This window comes from Pseudomonas sp. NBRC 111130 (assembly GCF_001320485.1).
Classification (GTDB): domain Bacteria; phylum Pseudomonadota; class Gammaproteobacteria; order Pseudomonadales; family Pseudomonadaceae; genus Aquipseudomonas; species Aquipseudomonas vlassakiae.
In genome coordinates this window covers 1-18,472 of sequence record NZ_BCBG01000050.1, presented here as the reverse complement: position 1 = coordinate 18,472, position 18,472 = coordinate 1, and the positions used below count along the sequence as shown (strand labels likewise).

The 18,472-nt window shown below is 62.5% G+C and carries 16 protein-coding genes; 10 read left to right on the top strand and 6 right to left on the bottom strand.

Annotation, left to right across the window (positions count from 1 at the left end; all coding sequences use genetic code 11):
- Positions 1 to 9: 9 nt before the first annotated feature.
- Positions 10 to 1,440, bottom strand: a complete 1,431-nt coding sequence (locus APH33_RS19645; protein ID WP_054886756.1) for a PLP-dependent aminotransferase family protein — start codon at positions 1,438 to 1,440, stop codon at positions 10 to 12.
- Positions 1,441 to 1,619: 179 nt separating this feature from the next.
- Between APH33_RS19645 and APH33_RS19640 the strand changes: the two genes are divergently transcribed.
- Positions 1,620 to 1,850 (top strand): DUF1127 domain-containing protein, encoded by a 231-nt coding sequence (locus APH33_RS19640; protein WP_054886755.1) that lies wholly within the window; start codon positions 1,620 to 1,622, stop codon positions 1,848 to 1,850.
- A 143-nt stretch (positions 1,851 to 1,993) separates the two neighbouring features.
- Here APH33_RS19640 and APH33_RS19635 read toward each other — a convergent pair whose 3' ends face one another.
- Entirely contained in the window at positions 1,994 to 3,286 is a 1,293-nt protein-coding gene (locus APH33_RS19635; protein WP_054886754.1) for an FAD-binding oxidoreductase, read from the bottom strand.
- A 102-nt stretch (positions 3,287 to 3,388) separates the two neighbouring features.
- On the opposite strand from APH33_RS19635, the gene APH33_RS19630 reads away from it, so the two are divergent.
- Positions 3,389 to 3,742: a YkgJ family cysteine cluster protein gene (locus APH33_RS19630; protein ID WP_054886753.1), complete on the top strand. Its 354-nt coding sequence runs from the start codon at positions 3,389 to 3,391 to the stop codon at positions 3,740 to 3,742.
- A gap of 2 nt (positions 3,743 to 3,744) precedes the next feature.
- On the opposite strand, the gene dadR is transcribed toward APH33_RS19630, so the two are convergent.
- Complete coding sequence (gene dadR, locus APH33_RS19625; RefSeq protein WP_003258963.1) at positions 3,745 to 4,233, bottom strand: transcriptional regulator DadR; 489 nt, start codon at positions 4,231 to 4,233, stop codon at positions 3,745 to 3,747.
- Between the two features lie 153 nt (positions 4,234 to 4,386).
- Between dadR and dadA the strand changes: the two genes are divergently transcribed.
- From dadA to APH33_RS19600, 6 genes are all read left to right on the top strand, one after another.
- Positions 4,387 to 5,691: a D-amino acid dehydrogenase gene (dadA, locus tag APH33_RS19620; protein ID WP_054886752.1), complete on the top strand. Its 1,305-nt coding sequence runs from the start codon at positions 4,387 to 4,389 to the stop codon at positions 5,689 to 5,691.
- Positions 5,692 to 5,838: 147 nt separating this feature from the next.
- Entirely contained in the window at positions 5,839 to 6,912 is a 1,074-nt protein-coding gene (gene alr, locus APH33_RS19615) for an alanine racemase (protein WP_054886751.1), read from the top strand.
- Positions 6,913 to 7,022: 110 nt separating this feature from the next.
- Positions 7,023 to 7,571: a cupin domain-containing protein gene (locus APH33_RS19610; protein ID WP_027917004.1), complete on the top strand. Its 549-nt coding sequence runs from the start codon at positions 7,023 to 7,025 to the stop codon at positions 7,569 to 7,571.
- A 136-nt stretch (positions 7,572 to 7,707) separates the two neighbouring features.
- Positions 7,708 to 8,133: a cytochrome c5 family protein gene (locus APH33_RS19605; RefSeq protein WP_177332429.1), complete on the top strand. Its 426-nt coding sequence runs from the start codon at positions 7,708 to 7,710 to the stop codon at positions 8,131 to 8,133.
- Between the two features lie 264 nt (positions 8,134 to 8,397).
- Positions 8,398 to 9,210 (top strand): RHS repeat-associated core domain-containing protein, encoded by an 813-nt coding sequence (locus APH33_RS26870; protein ID WP_082433664.1) that lies wholly within the window; start codon positions 8,398 to 8,400, stop codon positions 9,208 to 9,210.
- A gap of 148 nt (positions 9,211 to 9,358) precedes the next feature.
- A complete protein-coding gene (locus APH33_RS19600; protein ID WP_054886750.1) occupies positions 9,359 to 11,218 on the top strand; it encodes an acetyl-CoA hydrolase/transferase C-terminal domain-containing protein in 1,860 nt (619 codons plus the stop codon).
- A 109-nt stretch (positions 11,219 to 11,327) separates the two neighbouring features.
- On the opposite strand, the gene APH33_RS19595 is transcribed toward APH33_RS19600, so the two are convergent.
- On the bottom strand, positions 11,328 to 11,900 hold the full coding sequence (locus tag APH33_RS19595) for a xanthine phosphoribosyltransferase (protein WP_054886749.1): 573 nt from the start codon (positions 11,898 to 11,900) through the stop codon (positions 11,328 to 11,330).
- Positions 11,901 to 11,964: 64 nt separating this feature from the next.
- Positions 11,965 to 13,974: a DNA helicase Rep gene (rep, locus tag APH33_RS19590; protein ID WP_054886748.1), complete on the bottom strand. Its 2,010-nt coding sequence runs from the start codon at positions 13,972 to 13,974 to the stop codon at positions 11,965 to 11,967.
- Between the two features lie 299 nt (positions 13,975 to 14,273).
- Between rep and APH33_RS19585 the strand changes: the two genes are divergently transcribed.
- Positions 14,274 to 15,938, top strand: coding sequence for a bifunctional diguanylate cyclase/phosphodiesterase (locus APH33_RS19585; protein WP_054886747.1), 1,665 nt, complete (start codon positions 14,274 to 14,276; stop codon positions 15,936 to 15,938).
- Between the two features lie 117 nt (positions 15,939 to 16,055).
- On the opposite strand, the gene APH33_RS19580 is transcribed toward APH33_RS19585, so the two are convergent.
- Positions 16,056 to 17,444 carry a NorM family multidrug efflux MATE transporter gene (locus tag APH33_RS19580; RefSeq protein WP_054886746.1) on the bottom strand — a complete coding sequence of 463 codons (1,389 nt, stop codon included), beginning with the start codon at positions 17,442 to 17,444 and terminating at the stop codon, positions 16,056 to 16,058.
- 156 nt (positions 17,445 to 17,600) lie between these two features.
- Here APH33_RS19580 and APH33_RS19575 point away from each other — a divergent pair.
- Positions 17,601 to 18,472: LysR substrate-binding domain-containing protein (locus APH33_RS19575; RefSeq protein WP_054886745.1), on the top strand; the 872-nt coding region annotated here is incomplete at its 3' end.

The following is an 18,472-nucleotide window of genomic DNA, read 5'->3' as shown; positions in this document are numbered from 1 at the left end:
GGCGCAAAGTTACGCCCCGGCGTGGTCTTCAGCCAGTAGACGAATGGCGGTTTCCCCGACCTTGCGCACAGCCGCTTCGATCTGTGGCGTTGGCCGCGCGGCAAAATTCATGCGCAGACAATGGCGGAATTTGCCCGAGGCCGAGAAAATGCTGCCCACGGCGATCTGTACGCCCTGTTCGAGTAAAGCGCGGTTCAGCCGTAGCGTATCGAAATGTTCAGGCAATTCCACCCACAGCATGAAGCCGCCCTGCGGTCGGCTGACCCGGGTGCCGGCCGGGAAATAGCAGGTTACCCAGTCGCTCATCAGGTCGCGACCACGCTGGTACTGGCTGCGCATGCGTCGCACATGGGGCTGGTAGTGGCCGGCGGCAATGAAGTCGGCGATCGCCAGTTGCGGCTGGCTGGCGGTGCTGCCAGTGCTGATGTATTTCATGTGCAGCACCCGCTCCAGATATCGGCCGGGGGCGACCCAACCGATGCGCAGGCCTGGGGCGAGGGTCTTGGAGAACGAACTGCACAGCAGCACGCGGCCGTCGTCGTCGAACGACTTGAGGGTGCGCGGGCGCGGGTAGGTGTAGGCCAGGTCGCCATACACGTCGTCTTCGAGGATCGCCACATCGTAGCGCTGGGCCAGGCTCAGCAGGGCTTTCTTGCGTGCTTCGGGCATGATGTAGCCAAGCGGGTTGTTGCAGCTCGGGGTGATCTGGATGAGCTTGATCGGCCATTGTTCAAGCGCCAGCTCCAAGGCTTCAAGACTGATGCCGGTGACCGGGTCGGTAGGAATTTCCAGGGCCTTCATGCCCAGGCCCTTGAGGGTCTGCATGGCGCCGTGGAAGCTTGGCGAGTCGACCGCCACGATATCGCCTGGCTCGCACACTGCGCGAATGCTGCACGACAGCGCCTCGTGGCAGCCCGTGGTCACCACCAGGTCGGCCGGGCTCAGGCGGCAGCCGGAGTCGAGCGTCAGCCGGGCGATCTGCTCGCGCAGGGCCAGGTTGCCATGGATATTGTCGTAGTACAGGCCCGGCATGTCCTGGCGCCGGCTCAGTTTGGCGAGGCTGCGCAGCAGTGGCTTGAGGGTCGGGCTGTCGATGTCGGGCATGCCGCGGCCGAGCTGAATGACGTCCTGACGCGGGGTACTGCGCACCAGTTCGAGCACCTGTTCCCATTGCGAGATATCCACCGGGCGTTGGGCCGGGCGGCTGACGGCGGGCAGGGCAGGAAGATGGCGATGGTCGCTGACGAAGTAGCCGGACTTGGGCCGTGGCGAAACCATGCCGCTGTCTTCGAGCATGCGGTAGGCCTGCTGTACGGTGCTCAGGCTGACGCCATGCTCCACGCTCAGGGCGCGCACCGATGGCAGGCGCTGGCCGGGGCGGTAGAGGCCCTGTTCGATGCGCGCACCGAGCAGCTCGGCGAGGTTCAAGTAGAGGGTCAAGGCATACTCCTACGCTTCTTATAGGAAGCGACCAGTACAGTTGCGTTGAAAATACAGCATTCAGGCGTCAGAGGACCAATGCTGTATGGGAATAATAAGCCGGCATTGGATCTGTATTGCCGGGCCTGTCGTCGCGCATGCTTTCTCCACGGTTACGCACTGAATGGGAGAGAGCAGCGATGGGTGGCATGAGCGATGTGCGCTTGCAACTGTTGGCCAGGGAACTGGACGCCGGGCAGCAGACCAAGGTGTTCAACGCACCGGAAGGGCTCGGGCGTTGGGGGCTGATGCTGCATCGCTGGCACACCCGCCGGGCCCTGCTGCAGCTGGACGATGACCAGCTGCGGGATATCGGGCTGAGCTGGGAACAGGCACGTACCGAGGGGTGCAAGCCCTTCTGGAGAGACTGACGCGGTCAACTGTAGGAGCGGCCTTGTGTCGCGAAAGGGCTGCGCAGCGGCCCCAGGTTTCAGCTTCGCCGCTGAAGTTGCTAGGGCCGCTTTGCGGCCCTTTCGCGACACAAGGCCGCTCCTACAGGGGGTAGCGCTGGTTTTCACACCAGCTCTTTCAGGCGATGCCAGAGCATTCCCAGGGCCAGTATCGGCGAGCGCAGGTGCTTGCCGCCGGGGAAGGTGACATGCGGCACCTTGGCGAACAGGTCGAAGCGCCCGCTTTCCTGGCCGCTGATCGCTTCACCCAGCAGGCGTGCGGCCAGGTGCGTGGCGTTCAGGCCGTGGCCGGAATAGGCCTGGGCGTAATAGACATTCGGCTGGCTGGCCAGGCGGCCGACCTGTGGCAGGCGGTTGGCGCCGATGCCTATCATGCCGCCCCACTGATAATCGATGCGCACATCGGCCAGTTGCGGGAACACCTTGATCATCTTCGGCCGCATGTAGGCCGCGATGTCTTTAGGGTCGCGGCCGGAATAGTGGCAGGCACCTCCGAACAGCAGGCGGCGGTCTGCCGACAGGCGATAGTAGTCCAGCGCTACGCGTTGGTCGCACACCGCCATGTTCTGCGGCAGCAACTGATGCGCGCGTTCTTCGCTGAGCGGCTCGGTGGCAATGATGTAGCTGCCGGCTGGCAGCACCTTGCCGCCCAGTTCGCGGTTGAGGTCGTTGTGGTAGGCATTGCAGCACAGCACCAGAGTCTTGGCGCGCACCCGGCCCTGAGCGGTGTGCACCTGGACTTCGGGGCCGTAGTCGATGCGCGTGACCTCGGACTGCTCGAACAGCTTCACGCCCAGGCGACTGGCGACAGCCGCTTCACCCAAGGCCAGGTTGAGCGGGTGCAAGTGGCCCGAGCCCATGTCGATCAGGCCGCCGACATAGCGATCGGAGCCCACCACGCTGTGCATCTCATCCTTGCCGACCAGGCGCAACGCGTGGCGGTAGCCCAGGCTGCGCAGTTCATCGGCACTCTCGGCAAAACCCTTCAGCTCTTCGGCTTTGTTGGCCAGGTCGCAGTAACCCCAGGTCAGGTCGCAGGCAATGGCGTGACGTTCGACCCGTTCGCGGACGATCTCCACGGCTTCCAGGCCCATCAGCTTCATGCTGCGTACGCCTTCCTCGCCGATCACTGGAAGAAACTGCTCCAGGCCGTGGCCGACGCCGCGGATCAGCTGGCCGCCATTGCGCCCGCTGGCTCCCCAGCCGAGCTTGCGGGCTTCCAGCAGGACCACCGAGAAGCCGCGCTCGGCCAGTTCGATAGCCGTGTTCAGCCCCGAATAGCCGCCACCGACGATACACACATCTGCGCTGTGCTCACCTTGCAGGAAGGAATGGTCCGGGTGGGGCGCGCTGCTGGCGGCGTAATAGGAAGCGGCGTGCTGCGCGCTGTGGATCATGGGCGAAGTCCTGTTGCTGTTCTGAAAGTGGCAGAATAAGCCGAGGCCTGACAGTTGGCCTTATAATTCAGCCTGATTTAAATTTCATGTGTTTCTCCGGCCATGTCCTGCAACCGTCACAAAATCCATTTCCTGCGCGAACTGATCCCTTCATTCGAATGTGAGCCCGGCTGCCATGACTGCTGCGGGCCGGTCACCACCTCGTCTGAAGAGATGGCTCGCCTGCCGCGCAAGACCCAGGCCGAGCAGGATGCCGCGCTGGAGCACCTGAACTGCGTGCACCTGGGCCCCAACGGCTGCACCGTCTATGAAGAACGGCCGATGATCTGCCGCCTGTTCGGCACCACGCCGCGCCTGGCCTGCCCACGCGGCCGTGGCCCGGACCCGATGATCGAGCCCGAAGCCGAGCAGCTGGTTCATCAGTTCATCGCCAGCACGCGTCAGGTGCTGGTCTAGGCTCAGTCCGGGATTGGCAGGCAGAGGCTCTCCTTCACCTCTTCCATGACGATGTAGCTCTTCGATTCGCGCACGTGCGGCAGTTTCAGCAGGATGTCGCCGAGCAGCTTGCGGTACGAGGCCATTTCCGAAATGCGTGCTTTCACCAGGTAGTCGAAGTCCCCCGAGACCAGGTGGCATTCCAGCACATGGGGCAGTTTGAGCACCGCCCGGCGAAACTCCTCGAAGGTATCGCCGGACTTGTAGTCCAGGCTGATTTCCACGAACACCAGCAGGCTGCCCTTGAGGTGCTGCGGATTCAGCCGGGCGTTGTAGCCCATGATGATACCCTCGCGCTCCAGGCGACGTACGCGCTCGGTGCAAGGGGTGGTGGAAAGCCCAACTTTCTCGCCCAGTTCGGTGAAGGAAATACGCCCGTCATTCTGCAGGATGCGCAGAATGTTACGGTCGATCTTGTCCAGTTCACGCTTGCTCTGGTGCTGGGTTCTCATAGGGGATGCCCCTCCGTGAAAGGCGATTTTGCCGAGAATTCTCGCCAATAATAGGCTTTTATATAGTGAAATGCACTGGGCTTAGATTCTTATACTGCGCGCATCCATGCCATATCAACAAAATAGCGGTGCGCCGCGTGCGAGGGATGAACAATGCGAGTATTGGTACTTGGTAGCGGTGTGATCGGTACCGCCAGTGCCTATTATCTGGCCCGGCAAGGCTTCGAGGTGACCGTGGTCGACCGCCAACCGGCAGTGGCCCTGGAAACCAGCTTCGCCAACGCCGGCCAGATCTCGCCCGGCTATGCCTCGCCTTGGGCCGCCCCAGGCGTACCGCTGAAAGCCATCAAGTGGCTGCTGGAGCGCCATGCGCCCCTGGCCATCAAGCTGACCGGTGATGTCGACCAGTACCTGTGGATGGCGCAGATGCTGCGCAACTGCACCGCCAGCCGCTACGCGGTGAACAAGGAGCGCATGGTGCGCCTGTCCGAGTACAGCCGTGACTGCCTCGACGAGCTGCGTGCCGAAACCGGTATTGCCTACGAGAACCGCAGCCTGGGTACTACCCAGCTGTTCCGCACGCAGGCCCAGGTAGACGCTGCGGCCAAGGACATCGCCGTGCTCGAACAGTCCGGGGTGCCATACGAGTTGCTCGACCGCGACGGCATCGCCCGTGTCGAACCGGCCCTGGCCGGGGTGAAGGACATCCTTGCCGGCGCCCTGCGCCTGCCCAACGATCAGACCGGCGACTGCCAGCTGTTCACCACCAAGCTCGCCGAAATGGCCGTGAAGCTGGGCGTGGAATTCCGCTTCGGTCAGGACATCCAGCGCCTGGACTTCGCCGGTGACCGCATCAACGGCGTATGGATCGACGGCAAACTGGAAACCGCTGACCGCTACGTGCTGGCCCTTGGCAGCTACTCGCCGCAGATGCTCAAGCCACTGGGCATCAAGGCCCCGGTTTATCCGCTCAAGGGGTACTCGCTGACCGTGCCGATCACCGATGCCGACATGGCGCCGACCTCGACCATTCTTGACGAGACCTACAAGGTTGCGATTACCCGTTTCGACAACCGTATCCGCGTGGGCGGCATGGCTGAGATCGCCGGCTTTGACCTGTCGCTGAATCCGCGTCGACGCGAAACGCTGGAGATGATCGTCAACGACCTTTATCCTCGCGGCGGCGACCTCAGCCAGGCCAGTTTCTGGACCGGCCTGCGCCCGGCGACCCCGGATGGTACGCCGATCGTGGGTGCCACTGCGTTCCGCAACCTGTTCCTCAACACCGGCCACGGTACGTTGGGCTGGACCATGGCGTGCGGTTCCGGCCGCCTGCTGGCTGACCTGATTGCGCGCAAGAAACCGCAGATCAGTGCTGAAGGCCTGGACATTTCCCGGTATGGCAACAGCCCGGAAGTCGCCAAGCACGGTCAGACCGCGCCTGCCCACCAGCAGTAAGGTCGCCTGTACCGACCTCTTTGCGGCTAAAGCCGCTCCCACAGCTACCGCATGATCCTGAGTGTTATGCGGCCCCCGTGGGAGCGGCTTCAGCCGCGAAGAACCCAACACCGTTTTCAACCTGTGAATCACCATAAGGCAGCCGCCATGCGTCCCGCCCGCGCTCTGATCGACTTGCAAGCCCTGCGCCACAACTACCGCCTGGCCCGTGAACTGTCCGGTGCCAAGGCCCTTGCCGTGGTCAAGGCCGACGCCTACGGCCATGGCGCCGTGCGTTGCGCCCTGGCCCTGGAGCCAGAGGCCGACGGCTTTGCTGTGGCCTGCATCGAAGAAGCGCTGGAGTTGCGCGCTGCCGGCATCAAGGCGCCGGTGCTGCTGCTCGAAGGCTTTTTCGAAGCCAGCGAACTGGCACTGATCGCCGAGCACGGCCTGTGGTGTGTGGTGCATTCGCTGTGGCAGCTCGAAGCCATCGAGCAGACCCAGATGCACAAGCCACTGACGATCTGGCTCAAGCTCGATAGCGGCATGCACCGCGTCGGCCTCCACCCCAAGGATTACCACGACGCCTACCAGCGCCTGCTGGCCAGTGGCAAGGTTTCGCGCATCGTGTTGATGAGCCACTTCGCTCGTGCCGACGAGCCGGAGGCCGATGCCACCGAGCAGCAGATCGCCGTGTTCAACGCCGCCCGCGAAGGCCTGGCTGCCGAATGCAGCCTGCGCAATTCGCCCGGTGTGCTGGCCTGGCCGCAAGCCCCGAGCGACTGGGTACGCCCAGGCATCATGCTGTATGGCGCCAGCCCCTTCGAAGCCGACCAGCCCCAGGCCGCACGCCTGCAGCCGGTGATGACCCTGCAATCGCGCGTCATCAGCGTGCGCGAGCTGCCTGCCGGGGAACCAGTGGGTTACGGCGCCAGGTTCGTCAGCCCGCGGCCAACCCGCGTTGGTGTGGTTGCCATGGGCTACGCCGATGGCTACCCGCGCCACGCACCCACCGGCACGCCGGTGGTGGTCGCCGGCAAGCGCAGCCAACTGATTGGCCGCGTGTCGATGGACATGCTCTGCATCGACCTGACCGACGTGCCCGAAGCCACCGTCGGCAGCCCGGTCGAGCTGTGGGGCAAGCAGGTGCTGGCCAGTGATGTGGCCATGCAGGCTGGTACCATTCCCTACCAGATCTTCTGCAACCTGAGGCGTGTGCCGCTGGACTATCACGGCGAATAAGGCGCCGAAGCGGACAGCTTGAGGGGCGGTGTGTTGTAAATACTGAACGGCATTGCCATGATATCGTTCACATTCACCCCGCCATCTCACCGTTTCAGGAGGCGCAAGCTTTGGACGTCGGCGAACGACTGCAAGCCATCCGCAAGCTCAAGGGCCTTTCCCAGCGGGAACTCGCCAAGCGCGCAGGGGTGACCAACAGCACCATCTCGATGATCGAGAAGAACAGCGTGAGCCCCTCGATCAGCTCGCTGCGCAAGGTGCTCAGCGGCATTCCCATGTCGATGGTCGAATTCTTTTCGGTCGAACTCGAGGCCGAGAGCCCCGCGCAGATCGTCTACAAGGCCCACGAGCTGATCGACATCTCCGACGGCGCGGTGACCATGAAGCTGGTGGGCAAGTCGCATCCCAACCGTGCCATCGCCTTCCTCACCGAGGTCTACCCGCCGGGTGCCGACACCGGTGCCGAAATGCTCACCCACGATGGCGAAGAAACCGGCATCCTGCTCGAAGGCAAGCTCGAACTGGTGGTGGGCAACGAGATCTTCATCCTCGAAGCGGGCGACAGCTATTACTTCGAAAGCACCCGCCCGCACCGTTTTCGCAACCCGTTCGACGCGCCTGCGCGGCTGATCAGCGCGGCTACCCCTTCGAACTTTTGATCCAGCGCAGTGCATTGCTTCGGCAATACCCCTTTCCAGAGTAGGGTCGTTCCACGGTATCCGGGTTCCCGCTATACTTTTCAACGCTCGCATTACCGTGGCCGCGGGCGTGATTAGCCACCATGAGGGTGTTCGCGTGAACCAAATCAAGAAGATGCTGGCCATACCAGCAGCCGTATTCGCCCTTTGGGCAATGAGCGCAACCGCAGCGACCAACGACGAGCTTGCCAAACGCCTTGAGCCGGTCGGCCAGGTGTGTGTGCAGGGCCAGGAATGCAAGGGTATGGAAGTGGCAGCCGCAGCAGGCGGTGGTGGTGGCGCCAAGACCCCGGATGAGGTGATTGCCAAGCACTGCAACGCCTGCCACGGGTCAGGCTTGCTGGGGGCACCGAAGATTGGCGATACCGCCGCATGGAAAGAGCGCGCGGACCATCAGGGCGGCCTGGACGGGATTCTGGCCAAGGCCATTACAGGCATCAACGCCATGCCGCCCAAAGGCACCTGCGCGGACTGCTCGGATGATGACCTGAAAGGGGCCATCAAGAAGATGTCCGGGCTGTAAGCCACAGATGAATTCACAAGGCCCGCCATTTCTGGCGGGCTTTGTATTTGTGCTGCCTGTGCCGGCCTCTTCGCGGCTAAAGCCGCGAAAGGGCCGGCACAGGCAACCAATCAACTCCGCCCAAGCCCCTGAAGCCAAGGACGGCTTGGAAGGCCCCTCAATGGGGCTGAGTCGGATCTATGCACGACTAGCATTTCTACCAGTTTTATTTTCAAGGTTTTTGAAGAACACTCAATTTTTTTACTGAAGTTCCAAGAGGGGGAAATGTGTTCAAAACGAGTCAGAATAAATTTCCCAGCGCAGAACTCATGTAGCCTCGCACAGCCTGGCTATTCACCTTATGGCTATCGCTCTGCCTTGCAAACCTTGCTTGGCTTCAATGGTAGTCGAGTGGATGCTGCAACAGAGTGTTATCTGTTGGGCAATGGTCGTCGAGCATACAACCCATCATTGATGCGTTTCATTAGCCCGGACAACATGAGTCCATTTTCAGCTGGCGGGTTGAATCCTTACATGTACTGCCTTGCAGATCCCACAAATCGGCAGGACCCGAGTGGTGAATCGCCGATTTTCGGATGGTTCTCTAGGTATTACAGACGTCATTTCCCTAAAAAGCAGAACTTGCCTGCTCCTCTGTACGGCGCAGCGGCCACGGAAACAGAAAAGACTTTCGTTAGCTATCGGAACATACCCAGTAAGTACAAGATGAAAATTGTTCAGCAAGCCGAGAGCGTGCCTGCTGACTACGAGCTGATTGGCTTTCATGGTGGCCAGGAGAGTCATACGCATTCGTTGGAAGCAGGAGTAGATGCAAACCGTTTAAAACGCAATCTTCTTGGCAATGGGTTATACGTTTCCCCTAGCTACCTGCACGCCAATATATATGCTGGGAAGAATGGACGAGTTTTTGGGGTGTATGGAAGAAATGTCGAGCGTTGGAGAGTGGGCGTGCAATTCGATCGTCCGAGTGCTGACATTATGCTAATCAGACCCACTACTTTCAGTAATCTTATTGTGAGGACAGAGATCAGAATGCCGCTTAGGCTCCTTCACCCGCTCAAAGGCGACTCAATCTGATGGTTAGGTATAGCCATTCCTAGCCTGACCTCTGCGATTCTCAGAAATACAACGTTGTGTGAGATCGCCTAGCCCTCAGAGGCCCAGGCAACCAACCCGATGAACTTATGTCCAACCCCTGACCCCATGGATGATTCAGGAGGCCCCGATGCACCTCTGCTCCATCGATCAGGCTGTCGAGTACGTCCTCGACAAGTTGCCAGCCCACATCCACATGGGTCTGCCGCTGGGCCTGGGCAAGCCCAACGCCTTCGTCAATGCCTTGTACACCCGGGTCCGCGACCTGCCTGAGCGCCAGCTGACCATCTACACTGCGCTGTCGCTGGGGCGCCCAGCTCTTGGTGATGGCTTGCAAAAGCGCTTCCTCGAGCCGTTCGTCGAGCGGGTGTTCGCCGACTACGAAGAACTCACCTACCTCGCCGACCTGCGCAACGACAGCCTGCCGCCGAACATCCGCGTCGAGCAGTTCTTCATGCAACCCGGCAGCCTGCTGCACAGCGAAACCGCCCAGCAGGACTACATCAGCAGCAACTACAGCCACGCCGCGCGTGACATCAACGCCAAAGGCCTGAACTTGATCGCCCAACTGGTCGCTGCCACGCCCGAGAAGCCCGTCCACCTGAGCCTGGCCTGCAACCCCGACATCACCCTCGACCTGCAGCCGATGATCGCCAAGCGGCGTGCGGCAGGGGAAACCATCCTCATGCTCGGCCAGGTTCACAGCGAGTTACCGTACATGCCGGGCGATGCCGAACTGCCGATCGATGCGTTCGACCTGCTGATCGACGAGGCGGAGCAGCGCCGACTGTTTTCTACCCCCAACATGCCAGTCACCACGCAGGATCATTGCATTGGTTTGCACGCAAGCTCACTGGTGCGTGACGGTGGCACGCTGCAAATCGGCATCGGCGCCATGGGCGATGCACTGGCGGCGGCATTGCTGGCGCGCCAGGGCGACAACGCGGGCTACCGCGCCTTGCTCGACGAACTGGATATCGGCCCCTGGCAGACGTTGATCGAGCGCGAAGGGGGCCTGGAGGCCTTCACCCAAGGTCTTTACGGTTGCAGCGAGATGTTCGTCAACGGTCTGCTGGCGCTGGTCGAGGCGGGCGTGGTGCGCCGCCCGGCGGATGAGCAGGGTGCGCTGGTGCATGGCGGTTTCTTCCTCGGCCCGCAGGCGTTCTACCAGCGCTTGCGCGAGATGACGCTGGAGCAGCGTGCCCGGTTCAGCATGACCCGCATCAGTTTCATCAACGAATTGTACGGGCAGGAAGACCTCAAGCGCCGCCAGCGCCGCGATGCGCGCTTCGTCAACACGGTGTTCGGCATGACCCTGCTCGGCGCCGGCGTGGCCGACCAGCTGGAGGACGGGCGGGTGCTGAGCGGGGTGGGCGGGCAGTACAACTTCGTCGCCCAGGGCCATGCACTGGAGGGCGGGCGTTCGGTCCTGCTGCTGCGCAGCTGGCGCGAGTCGGGGGGGGAGGTGAGCTCCAACCTGTTCTGGAGCTATGGCCACTGCACCATTCCCCGGCACCTGCGCGATATCGTGGTGACCGAATACGGCATCGCCGACCTGCGCGGGCACACCGATAGCGAGGTGATTGCGCGGTTGCTGGCGGTGAGCGATTCGCGGTTCCAGGGGGCGTTGATGGAACAGGCCAAGCGCGCCGGCAAGCTGGCGAGCGATTTTCAGCTGGATGCGCGGTTTAGCGACAATACGCCTGAGCGTCTGGAAGCAATCAAGGCGCGTCATGGCCGGTTGTTCCCGGAGTATCCGCTCGGTACGGATTTCACGGCCGAGGAGCGGGATTTGTTGCGCGCGCTGAACTGGTTGAAAAGCAAATTCAAACTGAGTGAGGTGCTGGAGCTGGGCAAGGCGGCACTGGAAGCGCCAGGGCCAGAGGGGTTTGAGGCGCACCTGGCGCGGATGCAGCTGGATCGGCCGCAGGGGTTGAAGGAAGAGCTGTATCAGCGGTTGCTGCTGGCGGGGTTGGCGGCGACCAGATAGAAAGGGTTGCTGCCATTCGCGGGCAAGCCCGCTCCCACAGGTACCGCACAGCTTTTAAAACCTGTGCATACCTGTGGGAGCGGGCTTGCCCGCGAAGCAGGCGACGCGGTTACTCGATGAACGAAACCACACCACCTTCCAGCGACTTCACCCGGGCCAGCGATTCGACGCGGTAGCCCTGGCTGTCCAGCTCGGCACGGCCGCCCTGGAACGACTTCTCGATGACGATGCCCAGGCCGGCAACGGTGGCTCCGGCCTGCTTGATGATCGAGATCAGCGCTTGCGATGCCTTGCCGTTGGCCAGGAAGTCGTCGATCACCAGCACGCGGTCGCTGCCGTTGAGGTGGCGCGGCGAGATGGCCACGGTGTTCTCGGTCTGCTTGGTGAATGAATACACCGAGGCGGTCAGCAGGTTCTCGGTCAGGGTCAGCGACTGGTGCTTGCGCGCGAAGATCACCGGTACGCCCAGCTTCAGGCCGGTCATCACCGCCGGGGCAATGCCCGAGGCTTCGATGGTGACGATCTTGGTCACGCCGGCATCGGCGAACAGGCGGGCGAACTCGTCACCGATCAACTGCATCAGCGCCGGGTCGATCTGGTGGTTGAGAAACGCGTCGACTTTGAGAACCTGATCGGAAAGCACGATGCCTTCTTCGCGAATCTTCTGATGCAGTGCTTCCACTGTGTATTCCTCGATGTAACAAAGGTGGCCGCTGGAAGCGGCAGATTTAAAGGATAAGGGTTGATCAGCGTTTGAGCATTGCCCGGATGTCGGCAAGGGCATTGTTGCCGCGTGCGGCCTTGACCTCGACCGGTGCATCGTCCAGGCCTTCCCAGGCCAGGTCGTCGGGCGGTAGTTCGTCGAGGAACCGGCTGGGTGTGCAGTCGATGATTTCGCCGTACTGCTTGCGCTTTGCGGCGAAGGTGAAGGCCAGGGTCTGGCGCGCGCGGGTGATGCCCACGTAGGCCAGGCGGCGTTCCTCTTCGATGGTGTCGGCCTCGATGCTGGAGCGGTGGGGAAGGATCTCTTCCTCCATGCCCATGATGAACACGTAAGGGAACTCCAGACCCTTGGAAGCATGCAGGGTCATCATCTGTACACCTTCGGCGTTTTCTTCCTCTTCCTGCTGGCGCTCGAGCATGTCGCGCAGCACCAGCTTGCCGATGGCGTCCTCGATGGTCATGTCACCCTCTTCGTCCTTCTCGAGGGTGTTCTTCAGCGCTTCGACCAGGAACCAGACATTGCTGATGCGGAACTCCGCTGCCTTGTCGCTGGCGGTCTGCTGGCGAATCCAGTTCTCGTAGTCGATGTCGCGGATCATCTCGTGCAGCGCGGCGATCGGGTCTTCCAGGGCGACCTTGTGGCGCACCCCGTCGAGCCAGTGCTTGAAGCGTTGCAGGCGCTCGGTGTAGCGCGCATCCAGGTGCTCACCCAGGCCCAGCTCCTCGCTGGCAGCGTACATCGAAATGCCGCGCTCGGTGGCGTAGTTGCCGAGCTTTTCCAGGGTGGTCGAGCCGATTTCCCGGCGCGGTACGTTGATCACCCGCAGGTAGGCGTTGTCGTCATCCGGGTTCACCAGCAGGCGCAGGTAGGCCATGAGGTCCTTGACCTCCTGGCGGCCGAAGAAGCTGTTGCCGCCCGACAGGCGATACGGCACCTGGTGGTGCTGCAACTTCAGTTCGATCAGTTTGGCCTGGTAGTTACCGCGGTAGAGGATCGCGAAGTCGCTGTACGGGCGGTTGGTGCGCAGGTGCAGGGTGAGGATCTCCATGGCCACGCGCTCGGCCTCGGCTTCCTCGTTCTTGCAGCGGATCACACGGATCTCGTCGCCTACGCCCATCTCGCTCCACAGCTGCTTTTCGAAAGCATGCGGGTTGTTGGCGATCAGCACGTTGGCACAGCGCAGGATGCGGCTGGTGGAGCGGTAGTTCTGTTCGAGCATGACGATCTTCAAGGAGGGGTAGTCCTCCTTGAGCAGCATCAGGTTCTCTGGGCGGGCGCCACGCCAGGCATAGATCGACTGGTCATCATCGCCCACCACGGTGAACTGGTTGCGCATGCCGATCAGCATCTTCACCAGCAGGTACTGGCTGGCGTTGGTGTCCTGGTATTCGTCCACCAGCAGGTAGCGCACGCGGTTCTGCCAGCGTTCGAGCACGTCGGGGTGCTCCTGGAACAGCTTGACCGGCAGCAGGATCAGGTCGTCGAAGTCCACCGCGTTGAACGCCTTGAGCGTGCGCTGGTAGTGGGTGTAGACGATGGCGGCGGTCTGCTCGCGCGGGTTGCGCGCCTTTTCCAGGGCTTCGGCGGGCAGGATCAGGTCGTTTTTCCAGGCACCGATCATGTTCTTGATCTCGTCGATGCCGTCGTCGCCGGAGTATTCCTTCTGCATGATGTCCGACAGCAGCGCCTTGATGTCGGATTCATCGAAGATCGAGAAGCCCGGCTTGTAGCCCAGGCGCTCGTGCTCCTTGCGGATGATGTTCAGGCCCAGGTTGTGGAAGGTACACACCGTCAGGCCCCGGCCTTCCCCCGGACGCAGCAGGGTGGCGACCCGCTCCTTCATCTCGCGGGCGGCCTTGTTGGTGAAGGTCATCGCCACGATGTACTGGGCACGGATGCCGCAGTTCTGGATGAGATGGGCAATCTTGCGCGTGATCACGCTGGTCTTGCCCGAGCCAGCACCGGCGAGCACCAATAGAGGGCCGCCGACGTAGTCACGGGCTTCCTGTTGCCGGGGATTGAGTCGGGACATGCTAGAAACCGGGGGTCGCCAGAAAATAGCCGCGCATTCTAACAGGCATGGGCCACTTGTGGCGCGACCGTCTGACGTTTGAGTCAGACTTTTGTTCGGGGATAAACATTAGTGAAACTAATGCTATTCACCGGAAAAATCGTAATTGCCGGTTTGCCGACTTTCGCGCAGGATGCACGTCAAAATGCGACGGGAGGCACTGTGGGCAAAGGATATGTCTAAAAGTGAAAATCATTTTCATTTATGCAGTAGCATGTCCGATATCCAACGCTACACCTTTCGAGTCTTAAGGAGCCCGCTTGTCCACGCCTGTCGAACCTTTGCGTTTGCTGCTGTTGGCTGATGAGCCGGAATGGGCCGCCTTGTTACGCGAATGCCTGCTGCCGCTGGACGGAAGCGCAGTACTGCTGACTGCGCCGAACTGGGCGGCAGTCGATACCCTTTTCAGCGCAGACCGCCAGGCGGTGGTGCTGGCCACGCCGGCGTTGCAGCCCGCACCCGGGCGCTGCGAACTGCCGACCATCCTGTTGCTCGACCACGAACCAGACACATCGCCAACGGGTGTCAGCGACTGGCTGGTACGTGACCAGCTGAACGTCGATGCCCTGCGCCGCTCGCTGCGCCATGTGCGCGAGCGCGGTGTGCTGGTGGCGACGTTGCAGCGCCTGGCCGAGCAGGACCCGCTGACCGGCATCGCCAACCGCCAGGGTTTCCAGGCCCTGCTGACCACGCGCCTGGCGGAGAACGAAGGCCGCGGCGTGGCCCTCGGCCACCTGGACCTGGACAACTTCCGCCATGTCAACGACGCCCTTGGCCATCAGTGCGGCGACCGTCTGATACTGCAGGTGGTCGCGCGCCTCAAGCAGCAACTGGAGGCCGGCGACCAGCTGGCGCGCCTGGGCAGCGATGAATTTGCCCTGCTGATCGACACGCGCCGCGATGCCAACCGCGCCGAATGGATCGCCGAGCGTATCGTCGAGGCGCTGGCCGAACCCTACTGGATCGACGGCGAAAGCCTGCTGCTTGGCTGCAGCCTGGGCCTGGCCCACGCCCGCGCCCAGGGCGGCCCTGACCCGCTGATGTGGCATGCGCACATCGCCATGCGCCAGGCCAAAAGTAGCCAGGGCTGCACCTTCCACGTATTCAATGAACGCATCAACCGCAATGCGCGCAGCCTGGCCGACCTGGAAAGCGAGCTGCGCCGGGCGCTGCGTCGCGACGAACTGGAGCTGCACTACCAGCCGCGGCTGAACCTGGCCGATGGCCGCATCGTCGGCCTGGAGGCCCTGGTGCGCTGGCGCCATGCCGAGCGCGGCCTGCTGCCGCCGAGCGAGTTCGTGCCGCTGGCCGAGCAGAGCGGGTTGATCGTGCCGTTGGGCTACTGGGTGATTTCCCGTGCCCTGCGCGATATGCAGGCGCTGCGCGAACAGGGGCTTGCGCCGCTGCACATGGCGGTGAACCTGAGCTTCCGCCAGTTCCAGGACAGCCAGTTGCTGGCCACCCTGAGCCGGTTGATCATCGAGCACAGTGTGGATGCGCGCTGGCTGGAGTTCGAACTGACCGAAACGGCAGTGATGCGCCGCAACGAGCTGGTGCGCCAGACCATGGATGCCCTGGGTCGCCTGGGTGTGCGCTTCTCGCTGGATGACTTTGGTACCGGCTTCTCGTCCTTCGTGCACCTGAACAGCCTGCCGATCACCTTGCTCAAGGTCGACCGCAGCTTCGTTGCCGAGATGGAGATGCGCGAAGAGAACCGCAAGCTGGTGCATGCCATGATCAACCTGGCGCACAACCTCAACCTGGAGGTGGTAGCCGAAGGCGTGGAAAGCCCGGAACAGATGGCCTTGCTGCGCGGGTTTGGCTGTGACCAGGTGCAAGGGTTCCTGGTCAGCAAGCCGCTGCCGGTAGGCGAGTTGATCGATTATCTGCAGGAAAGTGCTCGGCCGCAGTTGGTGTGCCTATAAGACCGCAGGGGAGGGCTTTGCCCTCCTTTCGCGACACAAGGCCGCTCCTACAGGGAATCGCGTTCTTCTGTAGGAGCGGCCTCGTGTCGCGAAAGGGCTGCAAAGCAGCCCCGGCAGTCACGCAGATACTGCAGCTTTTTCAGGATGAGCTTTTTTCCCCAGCAACCGCTTCATCCGCCACTCAAAGCCAATGGTCAGCGCCACCGCCGCGCAGGCCAGCCCCAACGCCAGCCCCCACCATACCCCTACGGCCCCGCCGCCCAGGGTGAAGGTGAGCAGCCAGGCGCTCGGCGCCCCCACCAGCCAGTAGCAGCACAGCCCGATCAGGAAGGTGGTCTTGGCGTCCTTCAAGCCACGTATCGAGCCCATGGCTATGGTCTGCATACCATCGAACAGCTCAAACCATGCCGCCACCATCAGCAACTGCACCGCCAGCTGATAGATCGCGGCGAAGCCGGGGTCGCTGCGGTCGATGAACAGCCCCACCAATGCCTCCGGCATCAGCAGGAACAACGCTGCAAAGGCAAACATGATGGTTGCGCCGAAGCCGATCCCCACCCGCCCGGCGCTGCGTGCGGCCAACAGATTGCCGGCGCCGTAGTACAGGCCCACGCGCATGGTTACCGCATAGGACAGCCCGGTCGGCACCATGAACGCCGTGGAGACGATCTGCAGGGCAATCTGGTGTGCCGCCAGTTGCGTGCTGCCTAGCACGCCCATGCACAGTGCGGCGAAGGCGAACAGCCCGACTTCCACCATGTAGGTGCCGCCAATCGGCAGGCCCAGCCGCCACAGCTCGCGCAGGGCCGGCAGCGAAGGGCGCGACAGCCCTTTGCGCAGCGGATAGGCGGCATAGGCTGGGTGCCAGCGGATGTACAGCGCCAGCGCGATGGCCATGCCCATCGACACCACGGCCGTGACCAGGCCGATACCCATCAGGCCCAGCTTCGGCAGGCCGAACATGCCTTCGATCAGGGCGATGTTGAACAGGTAGTTGAGCACCGTGCCGACCAGGCTGATGACCATTACCGGGGTCGAGCGCCCAAGCGCGCTGGTGAAGCCGCGCAGGGCCATGAAGGTCAGGTAGCCGGGCAGGGCCAGTGGCAGCAGGGTGAGGAACTCGGCTGCCGAATTTACGTTCTCCGGCTGCTGGCCGAACAGCAGCAATACCGGTTTCAGGTTCCACAACACCAGCGCTGCCACCAGTGCCAGGCCCCAGGCGAGCCATAGGCCGTTCTGCGCCAGGCGCGTGGCGCCCTCGATGTCGTTGGCACCCTTGCGAATCGCCACCAGGGTGCCGACTGCGGCGATCACGCCCAGGCAGAAGATCGACACGAACGAATAGCTCGCCGCGCCCAGCCCGCCACCGGCCAGGGCCTGCGGGCTGATGCGAGCCATCATCAAGGTGTCGGTGAGCACCATCAGCATGTGCGCCAACTGCGAGGCGATCAGCGGCCCGGCCAGGCGCAGCAAAGCCTTGAGTTCTGTGGTGGGCGCGACGTACATGGGTGAGGTCCTTGTGCCTGATGCTGTGGGCGAGGGACGATTCTGAGGCTTCGGTCAACTTTGCACAAAAGGATAAATGCGATGGTTGGCATGAGTTGAACTCATGCATATATGATTCAGTGCATTCCATTCCCGCCCCCGTATGACAGGTGCCCCATGTCCCGCCAGCTACCTCCCCTGTATGCACTGCGCGCATTCGAAGCGGCTGCGCGGCTGAGCTCGTTCACCCGTGCCGGTGAAGAGCTTTCGATTACCCAGAGCGCGGTGAGCCGGCATATTCGCACCCTCGAAGAGCATTTCGCCTGTCGGCTGTTCGTGCGCAATGGTCGCAGCCTGCAACTGACCGAGGCGGCCCGGGTGCTGCTGCCCGGCGTGCGTGAAGGCTTTGCTGCGCTGGAGCGGGCCTGCGATACCTTGCGTGGGGAAGACGACATCCTGCGCATGAAGGCGCCGTCGACCCTGACCATGCGCTGGCTGCTGGCGCGGCTGAGCCGCTTCCGGCACCTGCAACCTGGCAACGAGGTGCAACTGACCAGCGCCTGGATGGATGTCGACCATGTCGACTTCAACCAGGAACCGTTCGATTGCGCGGTGCTGCTCAGTGACGGGGTGTTCCCGGCGGACTGGGAAGTACGTCGGTTGTTTTCCGAGCTGTTGATCCCGGTAGGGGCGCCGGACCTGTTGAAGGAAGGGCCGTGGGACGAGCGGCGGTTGGCGGGTATCGAGCTGCTGCACCCGACCCCCGACAAGCGTGACTGGCGCGAATGGCTGGAGCGCATGGGGCTCAGCGACAAGGTCTCACTCAAGGGCGGACAGGTGTTCGATACCCTGGAGCTGGGCATGATCGCGGCTGCGCGAGGTTACGGCATCTCGATGGGCGACTTGCTGATGGTCGCCGAGGATGTGGCCCAGGGACGCTTGAGTTTGCCTTGGCCGACGGCGGTGCCCAGCGGCATGGACTACTACTTGGTGTGGCCGCGGACCCGGCCAGGCGGGGAGCGGTTGCGGCGGTTGAGCGTGTTTTTGCA

Excerpts from the sequence above, each read along its gene's own strand:
- APH33_RS19580 (WP_054886746.1), bottom strand. The coding sequence starts at position 17,444 with ATGTACGTCGCGCCCACCACAGAACTCAAGGCTTTGCTGCGCCTGGCC.
- dadR (WP_003258963.1), bottom strand. The coding sequence starts at position 4,233 with ATGAGAACCCAGCACCAGAGCAAGCGTGAACTGGACAAGATCGACCGT.
- rep (WP_054886748.1), bottom strand. The coding sequence starts at position 13,974 with ATGTCCCGACTCAATCCCCGGCAACAGGAAGCCCGTGACTACGTCGGC.
- APH33_RS19630 (WP_054886753.1), top strand. The coding sequence starts at position 3,389 with ATGTCCTGCAACCGTCACAAAATCCATTTCCTGCGCGAACTGATCCCT.
- alr (WP_054886751.1), top strand. The coding sequence starts at position 5,839 with ATGCGTCCCGCCCGCGCTCTGATCGACTTGCAAGCCCTGCGCCACAAC.
- APH33_RS19635 (WP_054886754.1), bottom strand. The coding sequence starts at position 3,286 with ATGATCCACAGCGCGCAGCACGCCGCTTCCTATTACGCCGCCAGCAGC.
- APH33_RS19640 (WP_054886755.1), top strand. The coding sequence starts at position 1,620 with ATGGGTGGCATGAGCGATGTGCGCTTGCAACTGTTGGCCAGGGAACTG.
- APH33_RS26870 (WP_082433664.1), top strand. The coding sequence starts at position 8,398 with ATGTGTTCAAAACGAGTCAGAATAAATTTCCCAGCGCAGAACTCATGT.
- APH33_RS19600 (WP_054886750.1), top strand. The coding sequence starts at position 9,359 with ATGCACCTCTGCTCCATCGATCAGGCTGTCGAGTACGTCCTCGACAAG.
- dadA (WP_054886752.1), top strand. The coding sequence starts at position 4,387 with ATGCGAGTATTGGTACTTGGTAGCGGTGTGATCGGTACCGCCAGTGCC.